We start from the raw sequence: 17,965 nt of genomic DNA, 5'->3' as shown, positions 1-17,965 counted from the left end.
AACCGTGGGCCGGACCGTTGGTCAGGCCGCGGGCGAGCACGACGGCCGTCCCGTTCCCCTCCACCGCCACGACGTGGTGGTGGTGGGGTCGGCCAACGCCGACCTCGTCGTCCAGGTCGGGCGGCACCCCGCGCCGGGCGAGACCGTGCTGGGCTCCGACCTGGCCGTGCACCCCGGCGGCAAGGGCGCCAACCAGGCCGTCGCCGCCGCCCGGCTCGGCGCCCGGGTGGCGCTGCTCGGCCGGGTCGGCACCGACGGGCACGGGCGGCTGCTGCGCGAATCGCTGCGACGCGACGGCGTGGACCTCAGCCACCTGCACGACACGCCCGCGGCCAGCGGCGTCGCGATGATCGCGGTGGGGCCGCGCGGCGACAACAGCATCATCGTCGCGCCGGGCGCCAACTCCCTGCTCAGCGAGGACGACGTGCGGGGGGCCGCCCCGCTGCTGCGGTCGGCGCCGATCGTGTCCCTGCAACTGGAGATCCCGATGCCGGCGGTGCTCGCCGCCGCGCGGCTGGCCCGGCGGGCCGTGCTCAACCTGTCGCCGGCGACCCCGGTGCCGGACGAACTGCTGGCGCTGTGCGATCCGCTGGTGGTCAACGAGCACGAGGCGGCGCTGGTGCTCGGTGGCATGGGGGACGCGGCCCAGCAGGCCAAGGCGCTGCTCGCGCTCGGGCCCCGCTCGGTCGTGATCACGCTGGGGGCGGACGGGGCCGTGACGGCCGAGGACGGCGCCGTCCAGCCGGTGCCGAGCCCCCGCGTGGCGCCCGTGGACACCACGGGCGCCGGCGACGCGTTCGCCGGGGCGCTGGCCTGGCGGCTGGCCAGGGGCGACGCCCTCGCCGACGCCGCGGCGTTCGCCGCCCGCGTCGGCGCGGCGACCGTCCGCAGGCCGGGCGCGCAGAATTCGTACCCGACGTTGGCGGAGGTGGAGACCCTGTGAAGCGGGGCGGCATCATCAACGCGGCCCTGGCGGGCGCCGTGGCCCGGCTCGGTCACACCGACGAGGTGCTGATCTGCGACAGCGGCATGCCGCTGCCGCCGGGCGTGCCGGTCGTGGACCTGGCGTTCGTGCCGGGGATCCCGTCGTTCGCCGACGTGCTCGACGGCATCCTCGCCGAGATCGTGGTGGAGGGCGCCACGGCCGCGGAGGAGGTGCGCGCCGCCAATCCGGCCTGCCACGCCGAGCTCGGCGAGCGCCTGCCGGTGCTGGGGTACGTGCCGCACGAGCGGCTCAAGCAGCTCAGCCGCACGAGCAGGCTCGTCGTCCGCACCGGCGAGGCCCGCCCGTACGCCAACGTCATTCTGCGCTGCGGCGTCGCCTTCTGAGTCCACGCCGCCCGGGGCGCGGGCGGCGTGGACTCGGGTGCGTGCTCAGGAGGCGCGCTCGTAGCGCAGGTACACCACGCCCGAGGCGAAGCACCGGTGCTCGGTCCGCCGCAGGCGCAGCCTGCGGCCCACCGGGAAGAACGGCTTGCCGCCGCCCACCGTCGCCGGCATCACGAACAGCGCGAACTCGTCGACCAGGTCCAGCAGCGAGGCGGCCAGGCAGGCGCCGCCCAGGTCGAAGCGCCCGTCGGTCTGCTGCTTGAGCCGGGTCACCTCGGCCACCGCCTCGTCACTGCGCACCAACCGCACCCCCTCCGGCACCCTGGTCAGGGTGTCGGAGAAGACGTAGCGCGGCGTCTCCTGGTAGACGCGGGCGAACTCCTTCTCGACCTCCGGCAGGTCGTCGCGGCCGGCCGCCGCGGTCCACGGCCGCTCCATCGCCTCGTAGGTACGCCGCCCGAACAGGAAGGCCGCCGCCTCGCGGGCCTGCTCGTTGGCCAGCCGGTGCGCCTCGTCGTCCGGGGCGCTGAAGTCGATGCCGCCGTCCGGGTCCTCGATGTAGCCGTCCAGCGACACCATCGCCGAGTAGAGGATCCTGCCCATGGCCGCTCCTTGATCGTCCGTAGTGGTCCAGCGTAGAGACCACGCGGGGCGGCCGAACTCATCGGCGCGCGCTGTACCCGACGAATCCCAGGTCCGCAGCGCGGAGGAATGCCCAGGTCTGCAGCGCGAACACCAGCGCGGCGCAGCCGGCCAGCGCCCACCACAGGCCGATCAGCCCCCACGCCGTCGCGACGGGCGCGGCCACCAGGGCGAGCGGACCGTAGCCCGCGGCCGTGCAGCCGAGGCTCCAGGCCGAGCGCCGCAGCCCGGTCAGGGACGCCGACATCACGATGGCGCAGCCGTTGGCCAGGGCGAACACGGCCGCCGGCGGCAGCGCGCCCGACGCCGCCGCCAGCACGCGACCGTCCGAGGTGAACAGGCCGAGCATCTCCCCGCCCAGGCACCCCAGGGGCACGGACCCGGCGAGCACGCCGGTCGCCCCGACGGCCAGCGCCGCCCGGTTGGCGCGCCGGGCCGCCGCCGCGGAGGACGCCCTGGCGATCTCCGGGGCCGCCGCCTGCCCGGCGGTGAACGCGGCCAGCGTGAGCGGCCCGTCCAGCGACACGAGGATCGCGTGCGCGGCGGCGCCGTGCGCGCCCGTCCGCGCCGCCGCGTAGGCGACCCCCGCCAGCGCCGCGAACTTGATCACCAGCGCCGCCGACATCGGGACGCCGACCCCGGCCATGCGCAGGATCGCGCGCGGCCGGGGACGCCCCGGCCACAGCGCCCACCCTGCCGGGCCGGTCACGCGGGCCAGGCGGCCGTTGGCGATCGCGACGCTCACCCCCGCGGCCGCCACCAGGGCGAGACCGGCGCCCGTGAGGCCCAGCCGGGGCACCAGCGCCAGAAGCAGCAGCACCTCGGCGGCGGTGCCGGCCAGGCCCGACCAGAGCACCTGCCGGGCGTGGCCGAGCGCGACCAGCGTCCCGTTCGCGCCGCCGCCCGCCGCGAGCAGCAGCACGTACCCGGCCAGCAGCCACGGCAGCACGCCCAGCTCGGCCGTCACCTCCTCTGCCACCCCGCCCGCACGCGCGAGCAGCGGCACGCACAACAGGACGCCGGCCCCCGCGGTGCCGAGCCCGAGGGCGAGCCACCGCGCGTCGCGCAGCGCGGGCAGCGCTCCGGCCGGGTCGTCGCGGTGCGGGGCGACGAACGGCGTCAGGCCGCGCAGCCCGCCGGACACGGCGGCGGTGACCGGGCCGAGCACGGCCCCGGCGACGGCGAAGGCGGCGAGCTGGGCGGTGGCCTGGTGGCCGAGCAGGGAGGTGGCGGCCAGGCGGGCGGCGACGCCGACGCCCGCCGACAGGGCGAGCGGAACGGCCGCGCCGAGGATCACGCGAACAGGAGAGGTCATGCAAGCAGAAATCCCGGCGGGATCGCCCGCGCGGGATTCGTGATCAGTATACCGTCAGGCCGGCCGGCCCGCGCGGGGAACGACCAGGCCCGTCTCGTAGGCGGCGACGACCGCCTGGGTCCGGTCGCGCAGGCCCAGCTTGTTCAGCAGGCGGCTGACGTGGGTCTTGACCGTCTCCTCCGTGACCGTCAGCCGGGCGGCGATCTCCGTGTTGGACAGCCCCTCGGCGATGAGCCGCAGCACCTGCGTCTCGCGCGGGGTGAGCGCGGACAGGCCGGCCGGTGCGTCCGGCGCGGGGCGCAGGCGGGCGAACTCGGCGATGAGCCGCCGGGTGATCGCCGGGGCCAGCAGCGCCTCACCGGCCGCGACGACCCGCACCGCGTCGAAGAGGCGCTCGGCGGTGACGTCCTTGAGCAGGAACCCGCTCGCGCCCGCCCGGAGCGCGTCGTAGACGTACTCGTCCAGGTCGAAGGTGGTCAGGATGAGGACGCGCGGCCCGCCCGCCGCCGAGGCGGCCAGCCGCCGGGTGGCCTCGATGCCGTCGACGCCCGGCATGCGGATGTCCATGAGGACGACGTCGGGCGCCAGCTCCGCGCACAGCCGCACGGCCTCGGCGCCGTCGGGGGCGGTGCCGGCGACGGCGAAGTCGGGCTGGGTGGCCAGCAGCTCGGCGAACCCGGTGCGCACCACCAGGTGGTCGTCGGCCACGACGATCCGGATGGGCGGCCCGCTCACCGGCCCGCTCACCGGCTCGTTCACCGGCTCGTTCACCGGCCCGCCTCCCCGCCGCCGGCCCGCAGTGCCGCCGCCGTCTCCGGGCCGGGCAGGCGGGCCTCGACGAGGAAGCCGCCGCCGGGCGCCGGGCCGGTGCGCAGCTCGCCGCCCACGGCCGCCGCCCGCTCCCGCATCCCCGTCAGACCGTGCCCGCCGCTGTGCCCGCCGCCGTGCCCGCCACCGTGCCCGCCGCCGGGCGTGTTCGGGGAGGGCCCGGGGCCGTTGTCGCGGACCCGGACGAGCAGGGCGTCCGCGCCGTAGTCGAGCTCGACGTCGACGGCGGCGCCGGGCGCGTGACGGCGGGTGTTGGTCAGGGCCTCCTGCACGATGCGGTGGGCCGCCAGCTCCACGCCCGGGTCCAGCGGCACCGGCGCGCCGCGCAGGATCAGCCGCGTGGCCGTCCCGGACGCCTGTCGTGACTGGTCGAGCAGGCCGGTCAGCTCCTCCAGGCGCAGCCCCGGCTGGGGCCGCCGGTCTGCCACCCCGGCCCCGGCGTCCTCGCGCAGCACGCCGAGCAGCCGCCGCATCTCCGTCAGCGCCGCCCGGGCGGTGTCGCCGATGGCCGACAGGCGTTCGGCCCCGGCGGCGGGCATCCCCGGCGTGGTCAGCCGGGCCGTCTCCGCCTGCACGGCCACGATCGAGATGTGGTGGGCCACGACGTCGTGCAGCTCGCGGGCGATGCGGGCGCGTTCGCCCCGCGCCGTGTGCTCCAGCAACGCCTCGGCCGTGACCTGCCGGTCGGCGCCGTCGCCCGCGGCCACGCCGCGGGCCCGTCGGGCGATCCCCGCGAGCGCAGCCGCCGGGGCCAGGCACGCCGCCAGCAGCGTGAGCAGCCGCACGTCACCGCCGGTCCGACCGACCAGCGCCAGGACGACGAACGGCGCCGCGAGCAGGACGGCCAGCGGCTGCGAGCCGGTCCGGCCCAGCCGGTGGCCGCAGACGAGCTGCGCGGCGACGCCCGCCACCGTCATCGTCTGGAACGCCGTGAGCGACAGCACGCCCGTCGCCGTGACGAGCACGGCCGCGGCGGCGGGCTGGCCCCACAGCAGCGCGACCGGCAGCGTGGTGCCCAGCGCGAGCAGCCCGAACACCAGGACGTACACCGCGGTGACGGGCCCATCGACGGGCCCCCCGACGGGCCCCCCGACCGGCCCTCCACCCGGCCGCTCGACCGGCGCCCCGGCCGGTGGGGAGTCGCCGGCGGGCGCGAGCAGGCTCGCTCCCGGGGCGGGGCGCGCGACGGTCTCGCCCGGCCACATGTCGCGGGCCTGCGCGAGGGCGTCGGCCAGCGGGGTGTCGCGGGCCCGCACGATCGCCTCGGCCAGCGCGAGCAGCGCCAGCAGACCGCCGGCCACGACGTGCGCGTGCGCGGTGGCGGCCCGCCCGCGCGCGAGGCCGGCGGCGGGCCACCACCAGGCGGCCGCGCGGGCGCGGCGCCACCCGCTCGCCTCCGCGACGTCCGGTGGCGCGGCGGGGGCGGGGTCCGGTGATGCGACGGGTGCGAGGGCCGGTGATGCGGGGGCCGGTGGCGGGCCGTCGTGCCGGTCGTGCGGTCTGTCCACAGAGGTCATTGTCCCCGCGCCCCGGAGTTCGGGCATCCCTCGTACGAGCGACGGCACGTCCCTCGCGTCGGGCACGGCGAAGATGGCTCGGCCGCGTGACGACCCGGCCCGTCCCCGGCGCCTAGCCTGCCCGGCGTGGAAGCAACCATCGCAGTCAACGGGCTGCGCAAGCGCTACGGCCGCACCACGGCCCTCGACGGGATGACCTTCACCGTCACACCGGGGCACGTCACCGGGTTCGTCGGCCCCAACGGCTCCGGCAAGTCCACCACGATGCGGGTCGTCCTCGGCCTCGACGCTGCCGACGAGGGCGACGCGCTCGTCGGCGGGCGCCCGTACCGGAGCCTGCGCGAGCCGCTGCGTCACGTCGGGGCGCTGCTGGACGCGGGCGCGCTGCAGCCGGGCCGCAGCGGGCGCGACCACCTGCTGTGGCTGGCCCACTCGCAGGGGCTGGGTGCCCGGCGAGTGGACCGGGTGCTGGGCCTGGTGGGGCTGGAGACGGCGGCCCGGCGCCGGGCGGGCGGCTACTCGCTGGGCATGCGGCAACGGCTGGGCATCGCCGCGGCGCTGCTCGCCGACCCGCCGATCCTCATGCTGGACGAGCCGGTCAACGGCCTGGACCCGGAGGGCATCGTGTGGATCCGCGGCCTGCTGCGGTCGCTGGCCGCCGAAGGGCGCGCCGTCCTGGTGTCCAGCCACCTGATGAGCGAACTGCAGGACACCGCGGGTCACCTCGTGGTGGTCGGCCGCGGCCGGGTCGTCGCCGACACCGGCGTGGCCGAGCTGATCGCCGCCGCCTCGCGCGGCCGGGTCACCCTGCGCACCCCGGCGCAGGCGGCGGCGATGGAGGTGCTCGCCCGCGCCGGCGCCACGGTGGCCGCCACGGTGGCCGCCACGGTGGCCGCCGCCGACCCCCGCACGCTCACCGTGTCGGGCCTGCCGGCCGACCGGATCGTGGCGCTGCTGACCGCGAGCGGGGTGCCGTTCTCCGAGGTGGCGGCCCACCGGGCCACGCTGGAGGAGGCGTACATGGAGCTCACCCGCGACGCCGTCGAGTTCCGCGCCCCCGCGACCGGGGAGGCGGCCCGATGAGCGGGGCGCAGGGCGGGCAGGCGCGCCCGCGGGTCCGGGCCACCGACGACGCGGGCCCGCGTGGCACGCGCGTGCCGGGCGGCGGGTTCGCCAGGCAGGTGCACGCCGAGTGGACGAAGTTCCGCACCATCCGCGGGTGGGTCGCCGGCCTGGCGGTCGCGGCGCTGGTCACCGCGTTGCTCGGGCTGCTGTCGGCCTCGAGCAGCCACGCGTCGTGCGGCCCCACCGACGCCGCCTGCCCCGCCGTCCCGGTCGGGCCGGACGGCGGCGCGGTGAACGACAAGTTCTTCTTCGTGCACCGGTCACTGACCGGCGACGGCTCCATCACCGTCCGCGTGACCTCGATGACCGGGCAGATCCGCAAGCCCGACGCCACCCCCGGCGTCCGGAACGTCGTCTCGGGGGTCGTCCCGTGGGCGAAGGCCGGGGTGCTCGTCAAGGACGGCACCCGGCAGGGTTCGGCGTACGCGGCGGTGATGGTGACCGGCGCCCACGGCGTGCGGATGCAGCACAACTACACGCACGACGTCGCCGGCCGGCCGGGCGGCGTGTCCCGGCAGTCCCCACGCTGGCTGCGGCTGACCCGCTCCGGCGAGACGGTCACCGGGGCGGAGTCCGCGGACGGCGCGCGGTGGACCACCCTCGGGTCCGTCCGCCTGGCCGGGCTGCCGGCGACCGTGCGGATCGGGATGTTCGCGGCGTCCCCCGGCGACCTGACCGTGACGCGGGGCGATCTCGGCGGGTCCGTCACGGCGGTGCGCTTCGCCGAGACCACCGCCGTCTTCGACGAGGTGAGCCTGGGCGGCGGCACGTCCGGCGAGGCGTGGCGGCACGACGACGTGGGCGTCACCCTGGAGCCGGACGGCTCGCCGCACCACCCCGGCAGGGCCGAGACGTCGGGTGCCACCTTCACGGTGACCGGGGTCGGCGACATCGGGCCGAGCGCGGAGGGCATGTCCGTCGAGAACACCCTGACCGGAGTGCCGGCCGGCCTCATCGTGGTGATCGTCGTGGCGGTGTCGTTCGTCACGGCCGAGTACCGGCGCGGCCTGATCCGCACGAGCCTGCTCGCCGTCCCCGCCCGCGGCCGGGTGGTGGCGGCCAAGGCCGTCGTGATCGTCGCGGTGACCTTCGTGGCCGCCCTGGCGGCCTGCGCCGTCGCGGTCACGTACGGCACGGGCATCCTGCGCGACAACGGCAACCAGGTTCTGCCGGTGCCCTGGCTGACCGAGGTGCGGGTCGTGGCCGGGGTCGCGGCGCTGTTCGCCGCCACGGCGGTCCTCGCGCTCGGCCTGGGCTTCCTGTTCCGCAGCAGCGCCGCGGCGGTCACCGGCGCCATCGCCGTGACAGTGGTGCCCCACATCCTGGCGACCGCGTCCGTCCTGCCGGCGGAGGCGGCGCAGTGGCTGCTGCGGCTCACCCCCGCGGCCGGGTTCGCGATCTGGCAGAGCGTCCCGGAGTACGCGCACGTGCTCGACACGTACACGCCGCAGGCCGGCTACTACCCGCTCCCGCCCTGGGCGGGGCTGGCCGTCAGCTGCGGCTACGCCGCGCTCGCCGTCGCCCTGGCCATCGTCCGGCTGCACCGGAGCGACGTGTGAGACGGCATCTGCGCGCCGAGTGGACCAAGCTGCGCACCGTCGCGGACACCGGCCGGCTCCTGACGGCCGTCGTCGCGCTGAGCGTCGCCGTCAGCGCGGCGGCGGCGACGACCGTGTCCTGCCCGCCCGCCGGCTGCGCGTACGACGCCGTCAAGATCAGCCTCATGGGAGTGCAGGTCGCCCAGGCGGCCGTCGTCATCCTGGCCGTCCTCGCGGTCGGCGGCGAGTACGGCACCGGCATGATCCGGCTCACGCTGGCCGCGATGCCGCGCCGGACCGCCGTCCTGGCCGCGAAGGCGGCCGTCGTGACCGGGCTGGCCCTGGTGTCGGGGAGCGTCGCCGTGCTCGGGTCGCTGCTGGCGGGGCGGCTCATCCTGCCGGGCAACGGGTTCGTCCCGGCGCACGGGCAGCCGCCGCTGTCCCTCGCGGACGGGCCGACGCTGCGCGCGGTCGCCGGGTCGGTGCTCTACCTGGCGCTGATCGCCCTGCTCGGCCTCGGCGTCGGCATGGTGCTGCGCGACTCGGCTGCCGCGCTCGGGGTGGTGTTCGGCCTGCTGTACGTGCCGGCGGTGGTGCCGGCCCTGGTCGCCGACCCGGACTGGCAACGCCTCCTCTGGCAGGTCTCACCGATGAACGCCGGGCTGGCGGTCCAGGCGACCACGAGCCTGTCCACCCTGCCGCTCGGCCCCTGGGCCGGCCTCGGGGTGACGGCCTGCTGGGCCGCCGTCGCGCTGCTGTGCGGCGGGCTGGTGCTGCGACTCCGCGACGCGTGACCACGGCGCCGCCGGTCACGTGCGGATCCGCGGGGCGACCTGACCGCCCCTGACGCCCGCGAACTCAGCGCCCGCGAGCCGAGAGCATCCAAGGGGCGGCGAGTGCACTCGCCGTGGGTCGAGAGGGCGGAGGCCGTCTGATCATCGTGGACGCACGGAGGCTTCCGCTCGTTCGTTCTCCTCTATCCACGGGCCGGTCCGGACGTAGCCCAGCCGCTCCAGCACCGCATCTCGCTGGGCCGGCGAGAGCGGCACTTCCGGGTGGTCGCGTGGTTCCACATCGCCGGCCACAACGTCGTCGTGGTCCAGGACTTCGAATACGTCCCCGCGGGTGACGCCGACGGCCTCATCGGCAGGGTCCGGATACATGCGTGCGACCCAGCGCTTCACCAGTGCGTTCCTCCCGTCCTCCCGGCATGAGGACCTCTGCTGCGCAGGCGGTGTCTCATCTCGGGCCTGCATCCCCCACCGCAGAGTGCTTCGCCCGGCCCGACCCGACGAACCCCTGACAACCTCGTCGGTCTCAGCGCGGGTCTTGCGAGAGCGCGAGCTTCCGGAGGTAGGCCGCGTTGGACGGCGACGTGCGTACACCATCGAGTATCCCGGTGAGTGCCTGCTCGCGGTTCAGACCGGCGAGCACCTGCCTGAGCCTCCACACGATCTCCCGCTCCTCGTGAGTGAGGAGCATCTCCTCTCTGCGCGTCCCGGAGGAGGAAACGTCCACGGCGGGGAACAGGCGCTGCTCGGCGAGAGCCCGGTCGAGCCGCAACTCCATGTTGCCGGTGCTCTTGAACTCCTCGAAGAGGTAGTCGTCCATCCGCGAACCGGTCTCGACAAGCGCGGTCGCCACGATGGTCAGCGAGCCGCCTTCCTCGGTCGCTCGGGCCGCGCCGAACAGTTGCTTCGACCGGTGGACGGCATACGCGTCGATCCCACCCGTCAGCGTCTTGCCGCCTTTGGGGGCGATGACGTTGTACGCCCTGCCGAGCCGGGTCAAGGAGTCGAGGAGGACGACGACGTTCCGGCCGCGCTCAACGAGCCGTTTGGCCCGCTCGATCGCCAGTTCGGCGAGCGCCGTATGGTCGCGTTCCGGCTGGTCGAACGTCGAAGCGATGACCTCGCCGCGCACCTGCCGGCGGAAGTCGGTCACCTCCTCGGGGCGCTCGCCCACGAGCACCACCATGAGGTCGACAGCAGGATGCTTTGCTGCGATGGCGTCAGCGATGGCCTTGAGCGCCATGGTCTTGCCGGCCTTCGGCGGCGCGGCGATCAGGCCGCGCTGCCCCAGGCCCACCGGGGTGATGAGGTCGATCAGGCGCGTGATCGATGATTCCGTCTCCAGAAGGAGGCGGCTCTGGGGATGGACGGGTGTCATATCGGCGAAGCGCAGCCGCTGCCTGCCCAGGTCCAGATGGTCGATCGACACCACCTCGGCCGACTTGCCGGAGGGCCGCCGCAGTCTTGCGGTGATCAGGTCACCCGCGCGCAGGCCGAGCGCTTTCGCGTGTGCGACAGGCAGGCAGATGTCGTGCTCGCCGGGGAGGTAGCCACTCGCCCTGAGGTAGACCCTGTGGTCGCGGACGTCGACGACCCCGGTCACCTCCTGATTCTCGGCGGCTGGGCGTGCGCTGTTCAGGGCTGCCGGGGCAGCGGTCGGGATGCGCCTCTTCGCAGGCTTGTCGGTGGTGGTGGTCATGGGTGTGTCCTCACGACGGGAGGTGGATGAAGGAAAGGCGGAATGCGCACCGGTTCGGTTCGACGGTGGGCATGACGCGATGAAGTCCCGGCAGGCGGCGGTCGGTCGACGCACAGGAAAGGCGGGTGATGACGCGGCCGGTTGCCGAACGGGGAGCGACGCCCTCAGAAGCGGGCGGAAACGGAATGCCGACGCTCAGCGACGGCAAGAGAAAGGCTTCACATCGACAAGGGATCAGATCGACCAGATCGATGAGCCACTTGCACGATAACACCATCCCGGGGTCCGAACGCAACACCCGATCCGGCCGTACCACCCATCCGAGGCGGGAGCGCCCTTTCGCGTGGTGACGCCACCGCCCGCGCTCGTTGAGGTTGTGGATTTGGGCAGCCGGCGACGCCGTAGGTAGGGGACATGCGCCGTGGGTTGTCCCTTCCTGGCACGGACCAGGCGGCAGGAGGTCGGGTCGTTGTCGATGTGGCTATCGACCGTCTCGACGGTGGACAGCATGCGCAAGCGCGCGTCCACGCTGGCACCGGACTGGGGAGTGGATGCACGTGTGCCGCGTTTCTCCCGCATCGTGCAGGATCCGGCGATGGCCGTGCAGATGCTCCACGTCCAGCGCCTGGCTGATGGCAGGCGCCCCGGACCGGGCGGCAGGATGTACGGGCGTCTCGGACACACCACTAAGATCATCCGAATCGTCACTCGAATCTGGGCCGCCGCCGGCCGATACCGCTTCGGGCGCGTGGCCGCCGTCGTCGTCGCGCTCTACCTGTCCGCCGTTGCCGTCACCTCGGCGCTCGCCGCCGTGTCCGGCGATCTGTCGGCGCTGTCGGTGGCCGCGACGGCCACGACGTGGGCCTTCTCGGCGCAGGGAGACTGGGTATGGCCTCTGCTCACCGGGATCTGCGGGCTCAACGCGTGGATGCTGTGGCAGGTGCTGCGTGGTCCCGCGCTGCCACGCGCCGAGGGGTTGCCGCGCAGCGTGGTCTGGCTTCGGCGCCTGCTCTATGCGGGCGTCGCCGGCGACCTGGTGCTCTGGGAGCTCGTGGAAGTGCTGTCCGACACCGTGGAGTACGTCGCGAGCCTGGTCGTGTGGGCCGCCACGGTGATCCTGCTGGTGCGGGTCCTGTCCGGTGTCTCGGCCCTGTTCCGGGCGATCACCCTCGCGCTCGGCCTGATCGGCGTGCTGGCGCCGGCGCTGCTGTTCTTCCTCGACGGCTCCGGGCTCCAGGTGATCAGCCTGCTGGGGCTGGCGAACTTCGGGTGCACAGTGATGATCCTCGTCGGGCAGCGCCGTGACGGGCGGTGGAGCAGCGCCACGATCAACATCGGAAGGGCCGCCCTCATCGCCCCGCTGGCCTTCCCCGTGCTCAGCCTCGTCCGGAGCGAGCAGTTGCTGTTCGACGGCCCGGGGCTGGTGGTGAACGCGCTCGGCGTGCTCTACACGGTGTGGCTGGCGCGCACCGCGCACGAGCTCGCCCGGCCCGCCGACATGCCCGCCGCTGGAACCGCCGCCCGGCCCGCCACCGGCCGCGGGTCGCGGCTGCCGGTCGCCGTCGCGCTCGTGCTGCCGCTCGTCGTGGTCGGCGCCGAGGAGGGCGCCCGGTTCACCTTCACCGGCACGGGTGAGGCATGCCGCGAGGAAGTCAGGGCATACGCCGACACCCGACCGGAGGACCGGCGGCGGGCGTTCCTGTGCCGCGCCAGGGATCACGCCTTCACAGGGACGCCGATGTTCCCCGAGGACCTGCCGGATCAGCTCGTCCTGGCGTACGGCAAGGAGCTGTGTGCGGTGCCCGATGTCGAGGAGCGGCAGGTGTTGCTCCGGCGGGCGGGCGGGTCGGCGAGCGCGGGCGAACTCGGCGACGCCCTGGAGTTCCTGTGCCCCGCCGTCGTCGCCCGGCAGCGGGCGGACGAGGCACGCGAGCAGGAAGAGCTGGAGCGGGAGCTGGCCGCGTGGCAGACGCAGGCGAACGCCCGATGTGCCGACCCCTGGCCGAAGCTGCGAGGAAGGCGGCAGGGCACGGCCGCGTACTCGCTCTTCGAAGGGGGCGGCTACGAAGTCTTCGACGACCGGGACAGCACCGAGGGCGCGGGTGGCGACATCTTCAAGGCCATCGACGACGGGTTCATCGACGCCGCCGGCAGCAGCGCCGCCATCACGACCTACGGCGAGAACGAGCCGATGTGCCTCACCGTCAAGGCGTTCGGCGCCGCCCCACCGCTCCGGCTCGAAGGCTGGGACAAGGTGGTCGAGGTGGGCGTCGTCAGCCGCAGCGGCCGCCTGGTCGTACCGCCGTACCCCGAGGGCGGCGACAGCGGGGCGCTCCGGCCGCTGCCCAACCTGGCCGTCGACGGCCCCGGCCGCTACCGGATGCGCGTTTACGCCCGCGCGTTCGAGTGGGACGAGGACGACCCCGACGCGCCCACCGAAGAGCACCTGATCGTCGTCTACCCCGGCCGCTCCACGAAGAAGATCGTCCACCGCCCGTGGCGCTGACCGGTCAGCCACCCTGCCTTCGGCCCTCGGGACGTCCGAGGTGACCTGGACGTACACGTACGACGACCGCGGATGGCCGTACCGGGTCGGCTGGCGGTTCTACGCGCACCCGCGGCCCGAGGTTCCGGGGCTCGGACACGACCGGATCCTGCGGGGCCACCTGGCCACGCAGCGCCGGAACTGGGACAGGCCGACGACGATCACCGCGCCCAAGGCGAAGCCGGGCCGGGGGCTGTTGGTGGACGACCTCGCCGATCCGGGCGACCGCGGGCTGTGCCATGGCTCCCGCTCCGCCGGAACAGCGTCATGGCTGCGCATCTCTTGCGGCAAATCTCCTCGTCGCGCCCGCGCCCGCGCAGGGAGCGGCGCTAAGAAGTGCCTCATGAGACCAAACGCGTCGATGCGCTCGTGGCTGCGGGCCGACCCCTGGCGGGCGCTGCTGATACTGGTGACCGGCTGCTACGGGATCGTCCAGCTGATCGTGGTCGGCCCCGGCATGGGGCTGGGCTGGGACGAGGTGGTCTACGTCAGCCAGGTCGACCCCCGCGTGCCCACGGTCGAGTTCATCGCCCCTCGGGCCCGCGGGATCACCCTGATCGTCGCGCCGGTCACGCTGGTGACGTCCTCGACGGAGGCCCTGCGAGTCTACCTGTGCCTGCTGTCGGCCCTGGCGCTGTACGCGTCGTTCGGGACGTGGCTGCGGCTCCGTCCAGGGGCCGTGGCCCCTCTGGCGGCGCTGCTGTTCGCGTCGCTGTGGCTGGCGTTGTTCTACGGCAACGAGGCCATGCCGAACATGTGGGTGGCGTTCGGCGCGGTGGCCGCCGTCGGGTTCTTCCTGCGCTGTGTGCGGCCGGGGGGCGGTCGCGGCTCCGTGGCGGGGCTGGCGCTGTGCGTGGCGGCGGTGGCTCTGGTGAGGCCTCCCGACAGCATCTGGCTCGTCCTCGCGCTGGGGTCGGCGCTCGCCGTGCCGGGATGGCGGCGGCCCCGAGCGGCGATCGCGCTGGTCGCCGGGTTCGCCGCCGGATGGGCGGACTGGATCGTCGAGGCGTACGTCAGGTTCGGCGGGCCGCTCGCGCGCTGGCAGGCCGCCGGAGCCGCCAACGAGACCGGGCTGCACTTCACGCTGTACGAGCACGCCCGAGCGCTGAACGGCCCGCTCCTGTGCCGGCCTCCCGCGCACTGCGGGCCCGCCGTGTCGTCCTGGGTGCTGTGGTGGAGCGTGATCCCGGTCCTCGTCCTGCTCGGTCTGTACGCGGCCCGACGCCGTGGCCTGTCGGCCGAATCCCTGGTGCCGGCCCTGGCCGGCGTGTCGCTGGCCGTGCCCTACGTCTTCCTGGTCGGGTACGCGGCGCCCCGCTTCCTGCTTCCCACGTACGCGCTGCTGGCCTTCCCGATCGCGCACGGCGCACTCGCGTTGCTGGAGGGCGCCCGGGGGAGAGCGCCGCGAAGGGCCGGCGCCTGCCTGGTCGCCGCGGGCTTCCTCGCGCACTGCACCCTGCAGGGTGTGACGCTGGACAAGATCGTCGCACCTCGGCTGGCCAAGAGAGAGGCCGAGGTGCGGGTCGCCCGGGGTCTGGAGAGCCTGCGCGTCCACCCTCCGTGCCTCGTGTACGGCGAGCACGCGGTGCAGATCGCCTACCGGATGGGCTGCGAGGGGCACACCGTCCTGAACTGGCCGAGGCAGGGCGACGTGCCCACCGCGGTGCGCGGCGCCGAGGCCGCGGGGAAGCAGGTGATCGCCGTGGACCGGGGCCGTTCGGTTCCGGCGCCGTTCCTGCTGGCCTGGGAAAGGCGGCCGCTGCAGGATGTCCGGCCGGGACAGTGGTTCGCGTACCTGCCGTCGGATCCTCCGGCTCCCTGACGCGCCGGTGACCTGCGGCCTGTCGCCGTACGACGCGTGACCGTCGTCCTTCGGGTGTTATGCCGCCTGTGCCCGCACTTCGCGGGCCCGCGCCTGCTCGTTACACGCGCCACGCCGCAAATCCGCGCCCCGGAGGCTGTCCGCCACCGACATCGTCGTGCCGTCACCGGGCTGAGATCTTCTATCTGTTCGCGCCTTGCCCCACTGACCAGGCAAAACGGCCTGACGAGGTGCGAACGGAACGGAGACGAGATGCCCTTCCGCCGGACAGTCAAGGCGGCGACGACCGTGAGCGCTCTCGCCGCGCTGGTGATCGTGGCCGGGCCGGCCGCCTCGGCGTGGGCCCGCCCGCCCCTGCCGCTCCGCATGGACGCGGCCTTCCAGAACGACTGCCTCACCTCCCACAACGCCCTGCGGGCCCGCCACCGGGCGCCGGCCCTGACGGTCGACGAGGCACTCGTCGCCTACGCCAAGCAGCGGGTCACCCACGTCACCCGGTACGACGGGCTGCGGGGCGGACACAGCGGGCTCGGCGCCGACTACGGCGAGAACCAGTACTGGTTCCAGACATCCTCGGCCGGCCGGGTGGCGTCCTGCGCGGACGGCGTGCGGAAGTGGTACGAGGGCAGCGGGTCCTACGACTACCGCAACCCGGGCTTCTCCTCCCGCACGGGCCTGTTCACCCAGGTGGTCTGGAAGGCGACGACCCGGCTGGGCTGCGCGCGGGCCGCGGGGCGGGGCGCCCGGGGGCACGAGACGTACGTGGTCTGCGTCTACCAGGCTCCCGGCAACGTGTCCGACGCCTACCGGGAGAACGTCCTCCCGCCCCGGTGACGACGCCACCACGGTGTCCGGGCTCCGGCCGCCCGCCGGAGCCGCGGGCGCCCTGCTGGGATCATGGTGGCCATGAGCGAGAGCAGGTTCCGCGACCCGGGCGTGCGGCTGTGGCACTTCGCCCGCGAGATCCTCGTGCGCTGCCCCCGGTGCGACGGCCGGGCGGCGGTCACGATCAGGCCCGCCGACCGCGACGCGCACCGGTACGCCGTCGGGTGGCTGACCGCCCCACACCGGCTGACCTGCGGCGGATGCGGGCACGCCGCCGAGTGGGCGCCGCGGGAGTGGCGCAGCGGCCTGGGAGACGCCTACTTCACATCAGGCGGGCCCTTCGTGGTGCCCCGGCTCGGCGGGCCGTACGACCCCTACTTCGGGCTGCCGCTGTGGCTGCGGCGCCGGTGCTGCGGCGGGCGGACGCTGTGGGCGTACAACGTCGCCCACCTCGACCTGCTGGAGGGATACGTGGGGGCACGGTTGCGCGAACGGCCCGTGCCGGCCGGGTCACAGACCCTGCTGGAGCGGCTGCCCGGCTGGATGAAGGCGGCCGGCAACCGCGACGAGCTGCTGGCGGCCATCAGCGTCCTGCGCGCGTCCGCCTGAGCCGGTTGCGTGCCGAGCGGCGGGTCGGCGAGGGACGGGGCGGGTCACCCGTCCTCGGGCTGCCGGAGCACCTGGGCGAGCACAGCCGCCTCGCTGATCTCCGGCTGCCTGGTCGCGGTCAGCAGCGTCAACGTCCCGGCCGAGGCCAGCTCACGCAGGCCGGCCAGCGCCTCGGCCCGCTCCGGCTCCGCCAGCTCGCCCCGGTAGCGGCGGGCGAACTCCGCGAAGCGCTCGGGCGCGTGGCCGTACCAGGTGCGCAGCTCCGTGGACGGCGCGACCGGCTTGCACCACGCGTCCAGCCGGGCGGCGGCCTTGGACAGCCCCCGCGGCCACAGCCGGTCGACCAGCACCCTGGCGCCGTCGTCGCCGTCCGGCTCCGCGTACACCCGGCGTACCCGCACGTCACCCTTCGCCATGAGCGCCCCCCTTCGTCCCAGGCTAAGCCCGTCATGCGGCCCGCGGGCGCCTCCTGAGCAGCTCGACCAGGGCCGAGACGCTGTGCTCGGCGCGGCCCTCGGCCACCGCGCGTTCGAGGAGGTCGTACATCGGCTCCTGCCAGGAGGCGTCCACACCCGCCTCCCGCCCGAGGAGGCGCTCCTCGGCGACCGCCGCGTGGAAGATGCCGATGGAGGAGGCGGGCTCGGTGTAGTCGCCGGTGTCGATCTCCTCGGCCAGGTCCGGCAGCACGGAGCCGATCATCTCCAGCCACTTGACGGTGTACGGCACCAGCGTGCTCGCCTCCAGGCCGCGCGCCGTGACCATCGCGGCGCCCTGGAAGAAGCCGAGTAGGGCGGGCAGCAGGGTGCCCCCCACGGCCATCTCGTACAGGGCGGCCAGGTCCGCCTCCTCGCCCAGGTGTACGGTGTCGCCGCCCAGCGCCCTGAGCGTCGCCTCGTGGTCGTCGAAGACGGCCCTGTCGCCGCTGTAGTACAGCAGGGTGTCCGGGCGGCCGACGGCGGCGGGCACGTTCTTGACCGCCCCGTCGAGGAACCGGGCACCGTGCCCGGTGGCCCACGCGGCCATCCGGCGGGCGCCGGCCGGAGTGCCGCTGTTCACGGTGACGAGGTCGCGGCCGGGAAGGTCCGCCGCGGCCGGCGCCAGGGCCTCCAGCGTGGCGTCATAGGTGGTCAGGCAGGCGACGACCAGGGGGCTCGCGGCGACCGCGACCCGAACGTCCGGCGCGTGGGAGGCGCCCCGGGCGACGAGGGGCGCGGCCTTGGCGGCGCTGCGGTTCCACACGGTCGTCGGGTGCCCGGCCCGGAGGAACGCCTCGGCCAGCGCCCGGCCCATCGAGCCCAGCCCCAGCACGGTCACCGGTGCGCGGTTGTCCTCGGACATGCTCGTTCTCCTCGATCTGTGTCAGACGGGTGATATGCGTTC

At 74.6% G+C, this 17,965-nt stretch carries 17 protein-coding genes; 9 read left to right on the top strand and 8 right to left on the bottom strand.

What is annotated here, in order from left to right; all coding sequences use genetic code 11:
* Positions 1–4: 4 nt before the first annotated feature.
* Both FHU36_RS22690 and rbsD read left to right on the top strand, forming a co-directional pair.
* Complete coding sequence (locus FHU36_RS22690; RefSeq protein WP_185085923.1) at positions 5–943, top strand: ribokinase; 939 nt, start codon at positions 5–7, stop codon at positions 941–943.
* Positions 940–1,329: a D-ribose pyranase gene (gene rbsD, locus FHU36_RS22685; RefSeq protein WP_185085922.1), complete on the top strand. Its 390-nt coding sequence runs from the start codon at positions 940–942 to the stop codon at positions 1,327–1,329. Before FHU36_RS22690 ends, rbsD begins: the two co-directional genes overlap by 4 nt.
* 45 nt (positions 1,330–1,374) lie before the next feature.
* On the opposite strand, the gene FHU36_RS22680 is transcribed toward rbsD, so the two are convergent.
* Genes FHU36_RS22680 through FHU36_RS46480 form a run of 4 tightly spaced genes read right to left on the bottom strand, consistent with a single transcriptional unit; the run spans position 1,375 to position 5,622 of the window.
* Complete coding sequence (locus tag FHU36_RS22680) at positions 1,375–1,932, bottom strand: dihydrofolate reductase family protein (protein ID WP_185085921.1); 558 nt, start codon at positions 1,930–1,932, stop codon at positions 1,375–1,377.
* Between the two features lie 58 nt (positions 1,933–1,990).
* On the bottom strand, positions 1,991–3,286 hold the full coding sequence (locus FHU36_RS22675) for an MATE family efflux transporter (protein WP_185085920.1): 1,296 nt from the start codon (positions 3,284–3,286) through the stop codon (positions 1,991–1,993).
* A 54-nt stretch (positions 3,287–3,340) separates the two neighbouring features.
* On the bottom strand, positions 3,341–4,057 hold the full coding sequence (locus FHU36_RS22670) for a response regulator (protein ID WP_312891744.1): 717 nt from the start codon (positions 4,055–4,057) through the stop codon (positions 3,341–3,343).
* Positions 4,054–5,622: a sensor histidine kinase gene (locus FHU36_RS46480; RefSeq protein ID WP_221496529.1), complete on the bottom strand. Its 1,569-nt coding sequence runs from the start codon at positions 5,620–5,622 to the stop codon at positions 4,054–4,056. The genes FHU36_RS22670 and FHU36_RS46480 overlap by 4 nt, the downstream gene beginning before the upstream one ends.
* Before the next feature lie 135 nt (positions 5,623–5,757).
* On the opposite strand from FHU36_RS46480, the gene FHU36_RS22660 reads away from it, so the two are divergent.
* The 3 genes from FHU36_RS22660 to FHU36_RS22650 are packed head-to-tail and all read left to right on the top strand — an operon-like array spanning position 5,758 to position 9,088.
* Positions 5,758–6,714 (top strand): ATP-binding cassette domain-containing protein, encoded by a 957-nt coding sequence (locus FHU36_RS22660; RefSeq protein WP_312891743.1) that lies wholly within the window; start codon positions 5,758–5,760, stop codon positions 6,712–6,714.
* On the top strand, positions 6,711–8,315 hold the full coding sequence (locus FHU36_RS22655; protein WP_185085919.1) for an ABC transporter permease subunit: 1,605 nt from the start codon (positions 6,711–6,713) through the stop codon (positions 8,313–8,315). Before FHU36_RS22660 ends, FHU36_RS22655 begins: the two co-directional genes overlap by 4 nt.
* A complete protein-coding gene (locus tag FHU36_RS22650; protein ID WP_185085918.1) occupies positions 8,312–9,088 on the top strand; it encodes an ABC transporter permease in 777 nt (258 codons plus the stop codon). The genes FHU36_RS22655 and FHU36_RS22650 overlap by 4 nt, the downstream gene beginning before the upstream one ends.
* Before the next feature lie 141 nt (positions 9,089–9,229).
* On the opposite strand, the gene FHU36_RS22645 is transcribed toward FHU36_RS22650, so the two are convergent.
* Together FHU36_RS22645 and rho are read right to left on the bottom strand one after the other, a co-directional pair.
* Entirely contained in the window at positions 9,230–9,478 is a 249-nt protein-coding gene (locus FHU36_RS22645) for a hypothetical protein (protein WP_185085917.1), read from the bottom strand.
* 133 nt (positions 9,479–9,611) lie between these two features.
* Positions 9,612–10,898, bottom strand: coding sequence for a transcription termination factor Rho (gene rho / locus FHU36_RS22640; RefSeq protein WP_312891741.1), 1,287 nt, complete (start codon positions 10,896–10,898; stop codon positions 9,612–9,614).
* A gap of 394 nt (positions 10,899–11,292) precedes the next feature.
* Here rho and FHU36_RS22635 point away from each other — a divergent pair, with 394 nt between their 5' ends.
* The 4 genes from FHU36_RS22635 (at position 11,293) to FHU36_RS22620 (ending at position 16,585) form a co-directional block, all read left to right on the top strand.
* Positions 11,293–13,290 carry a hypothetical protein gene (locus FHU36_RS22635; protein ID WP_185085916.1) on the top strand — a complete coding sequence of 666 codons (1,998 nt, stop codon included), beginning with the start codon at positions 11,293–11,295 and terminating at the stop codon, positions 13,288–13,290.
* 382 nt (positions 13,291–13,672) lie between these two features.
* Positions 13,673–15,151 (top strand): glycosyltransferase family protein, encoded by a 1,479-nt coding sequence (locus tag FHU36_RS22630; RefSeq protein ID WP_185085915.1) that lies wholly within the window; start codon positions 13,673–13,675, stop codon positions 15,149–15,151.
* Positions 15,152–15,403: 252 nt separating this feature from the next.
* Positions 15,404–15,985, top strand: coding sequence for a CAP family protein (locus tag FHU36_RS22625; protein ID WP_185085914.1), 582 nt, complete (start codon positions 15,404–15,406; stop codon positions 15,983–15,985).
* Between the two features lie 72 nt (positions 15,986–16,057).
* The gene (locus tag FHU36_RS22620; RefSeq protein ID WP_185085913.1) at positions 16,058–16,585 is read left to right on the top strand and encodes a hypothetical protein; all 528 of its coding nucleotides are present in this window, start codon (positions 16,058–16,060) and stop codon (positions 16,583–16,585) included.
* 44 nt (positions 16,586–16,629) lie between these two features.
* Here the strand turns inward: FHU36_RS22620 and FHU36_RS22615 are convergent, their stop codons facing one another.
* Positions 16,630–17,001 (bottom strand): DUF488 domain-containing protein, encoded by a 372-nt coding sequence (locus FHU36_RS22615; protein ID WP_185085912.1) that lies wholly within the window; start codon positions 16,999–17,001, stop codon positions 16,630–16,632.
* Positions 17,002–17,032: 31 nt separating this feature from the next.
* On the bottom strand, positions 17,033–17,923 hold the full coding sequence (locus FHU36_RS22610) for an NAD(P)-dependent oxidoreductase (protein ID WP_185085911.1): 891 nt from the start codon (positions 17,921–17,923) through the stop codon (positions 17,033–17,035).
* Positions 17,924–17,965 lie beyond the last annotated feature (42 nt).

Source organism: Nonomuraea muscovyensis (assembly GCF_014207745.1).
GTDB classification, from domain to species: Bacteria; Actinomycetota; Actinomycetes; order Streptosporangiales; family Streptosporangiaceae; genus Nonomuraea; species Nonomuraea muscovyensis.
The sequence above is the reverse complement of the archived record's forward strand: the minus strand, read 5'-3'. Positions and strand labels throughout refer to the sequence as shown.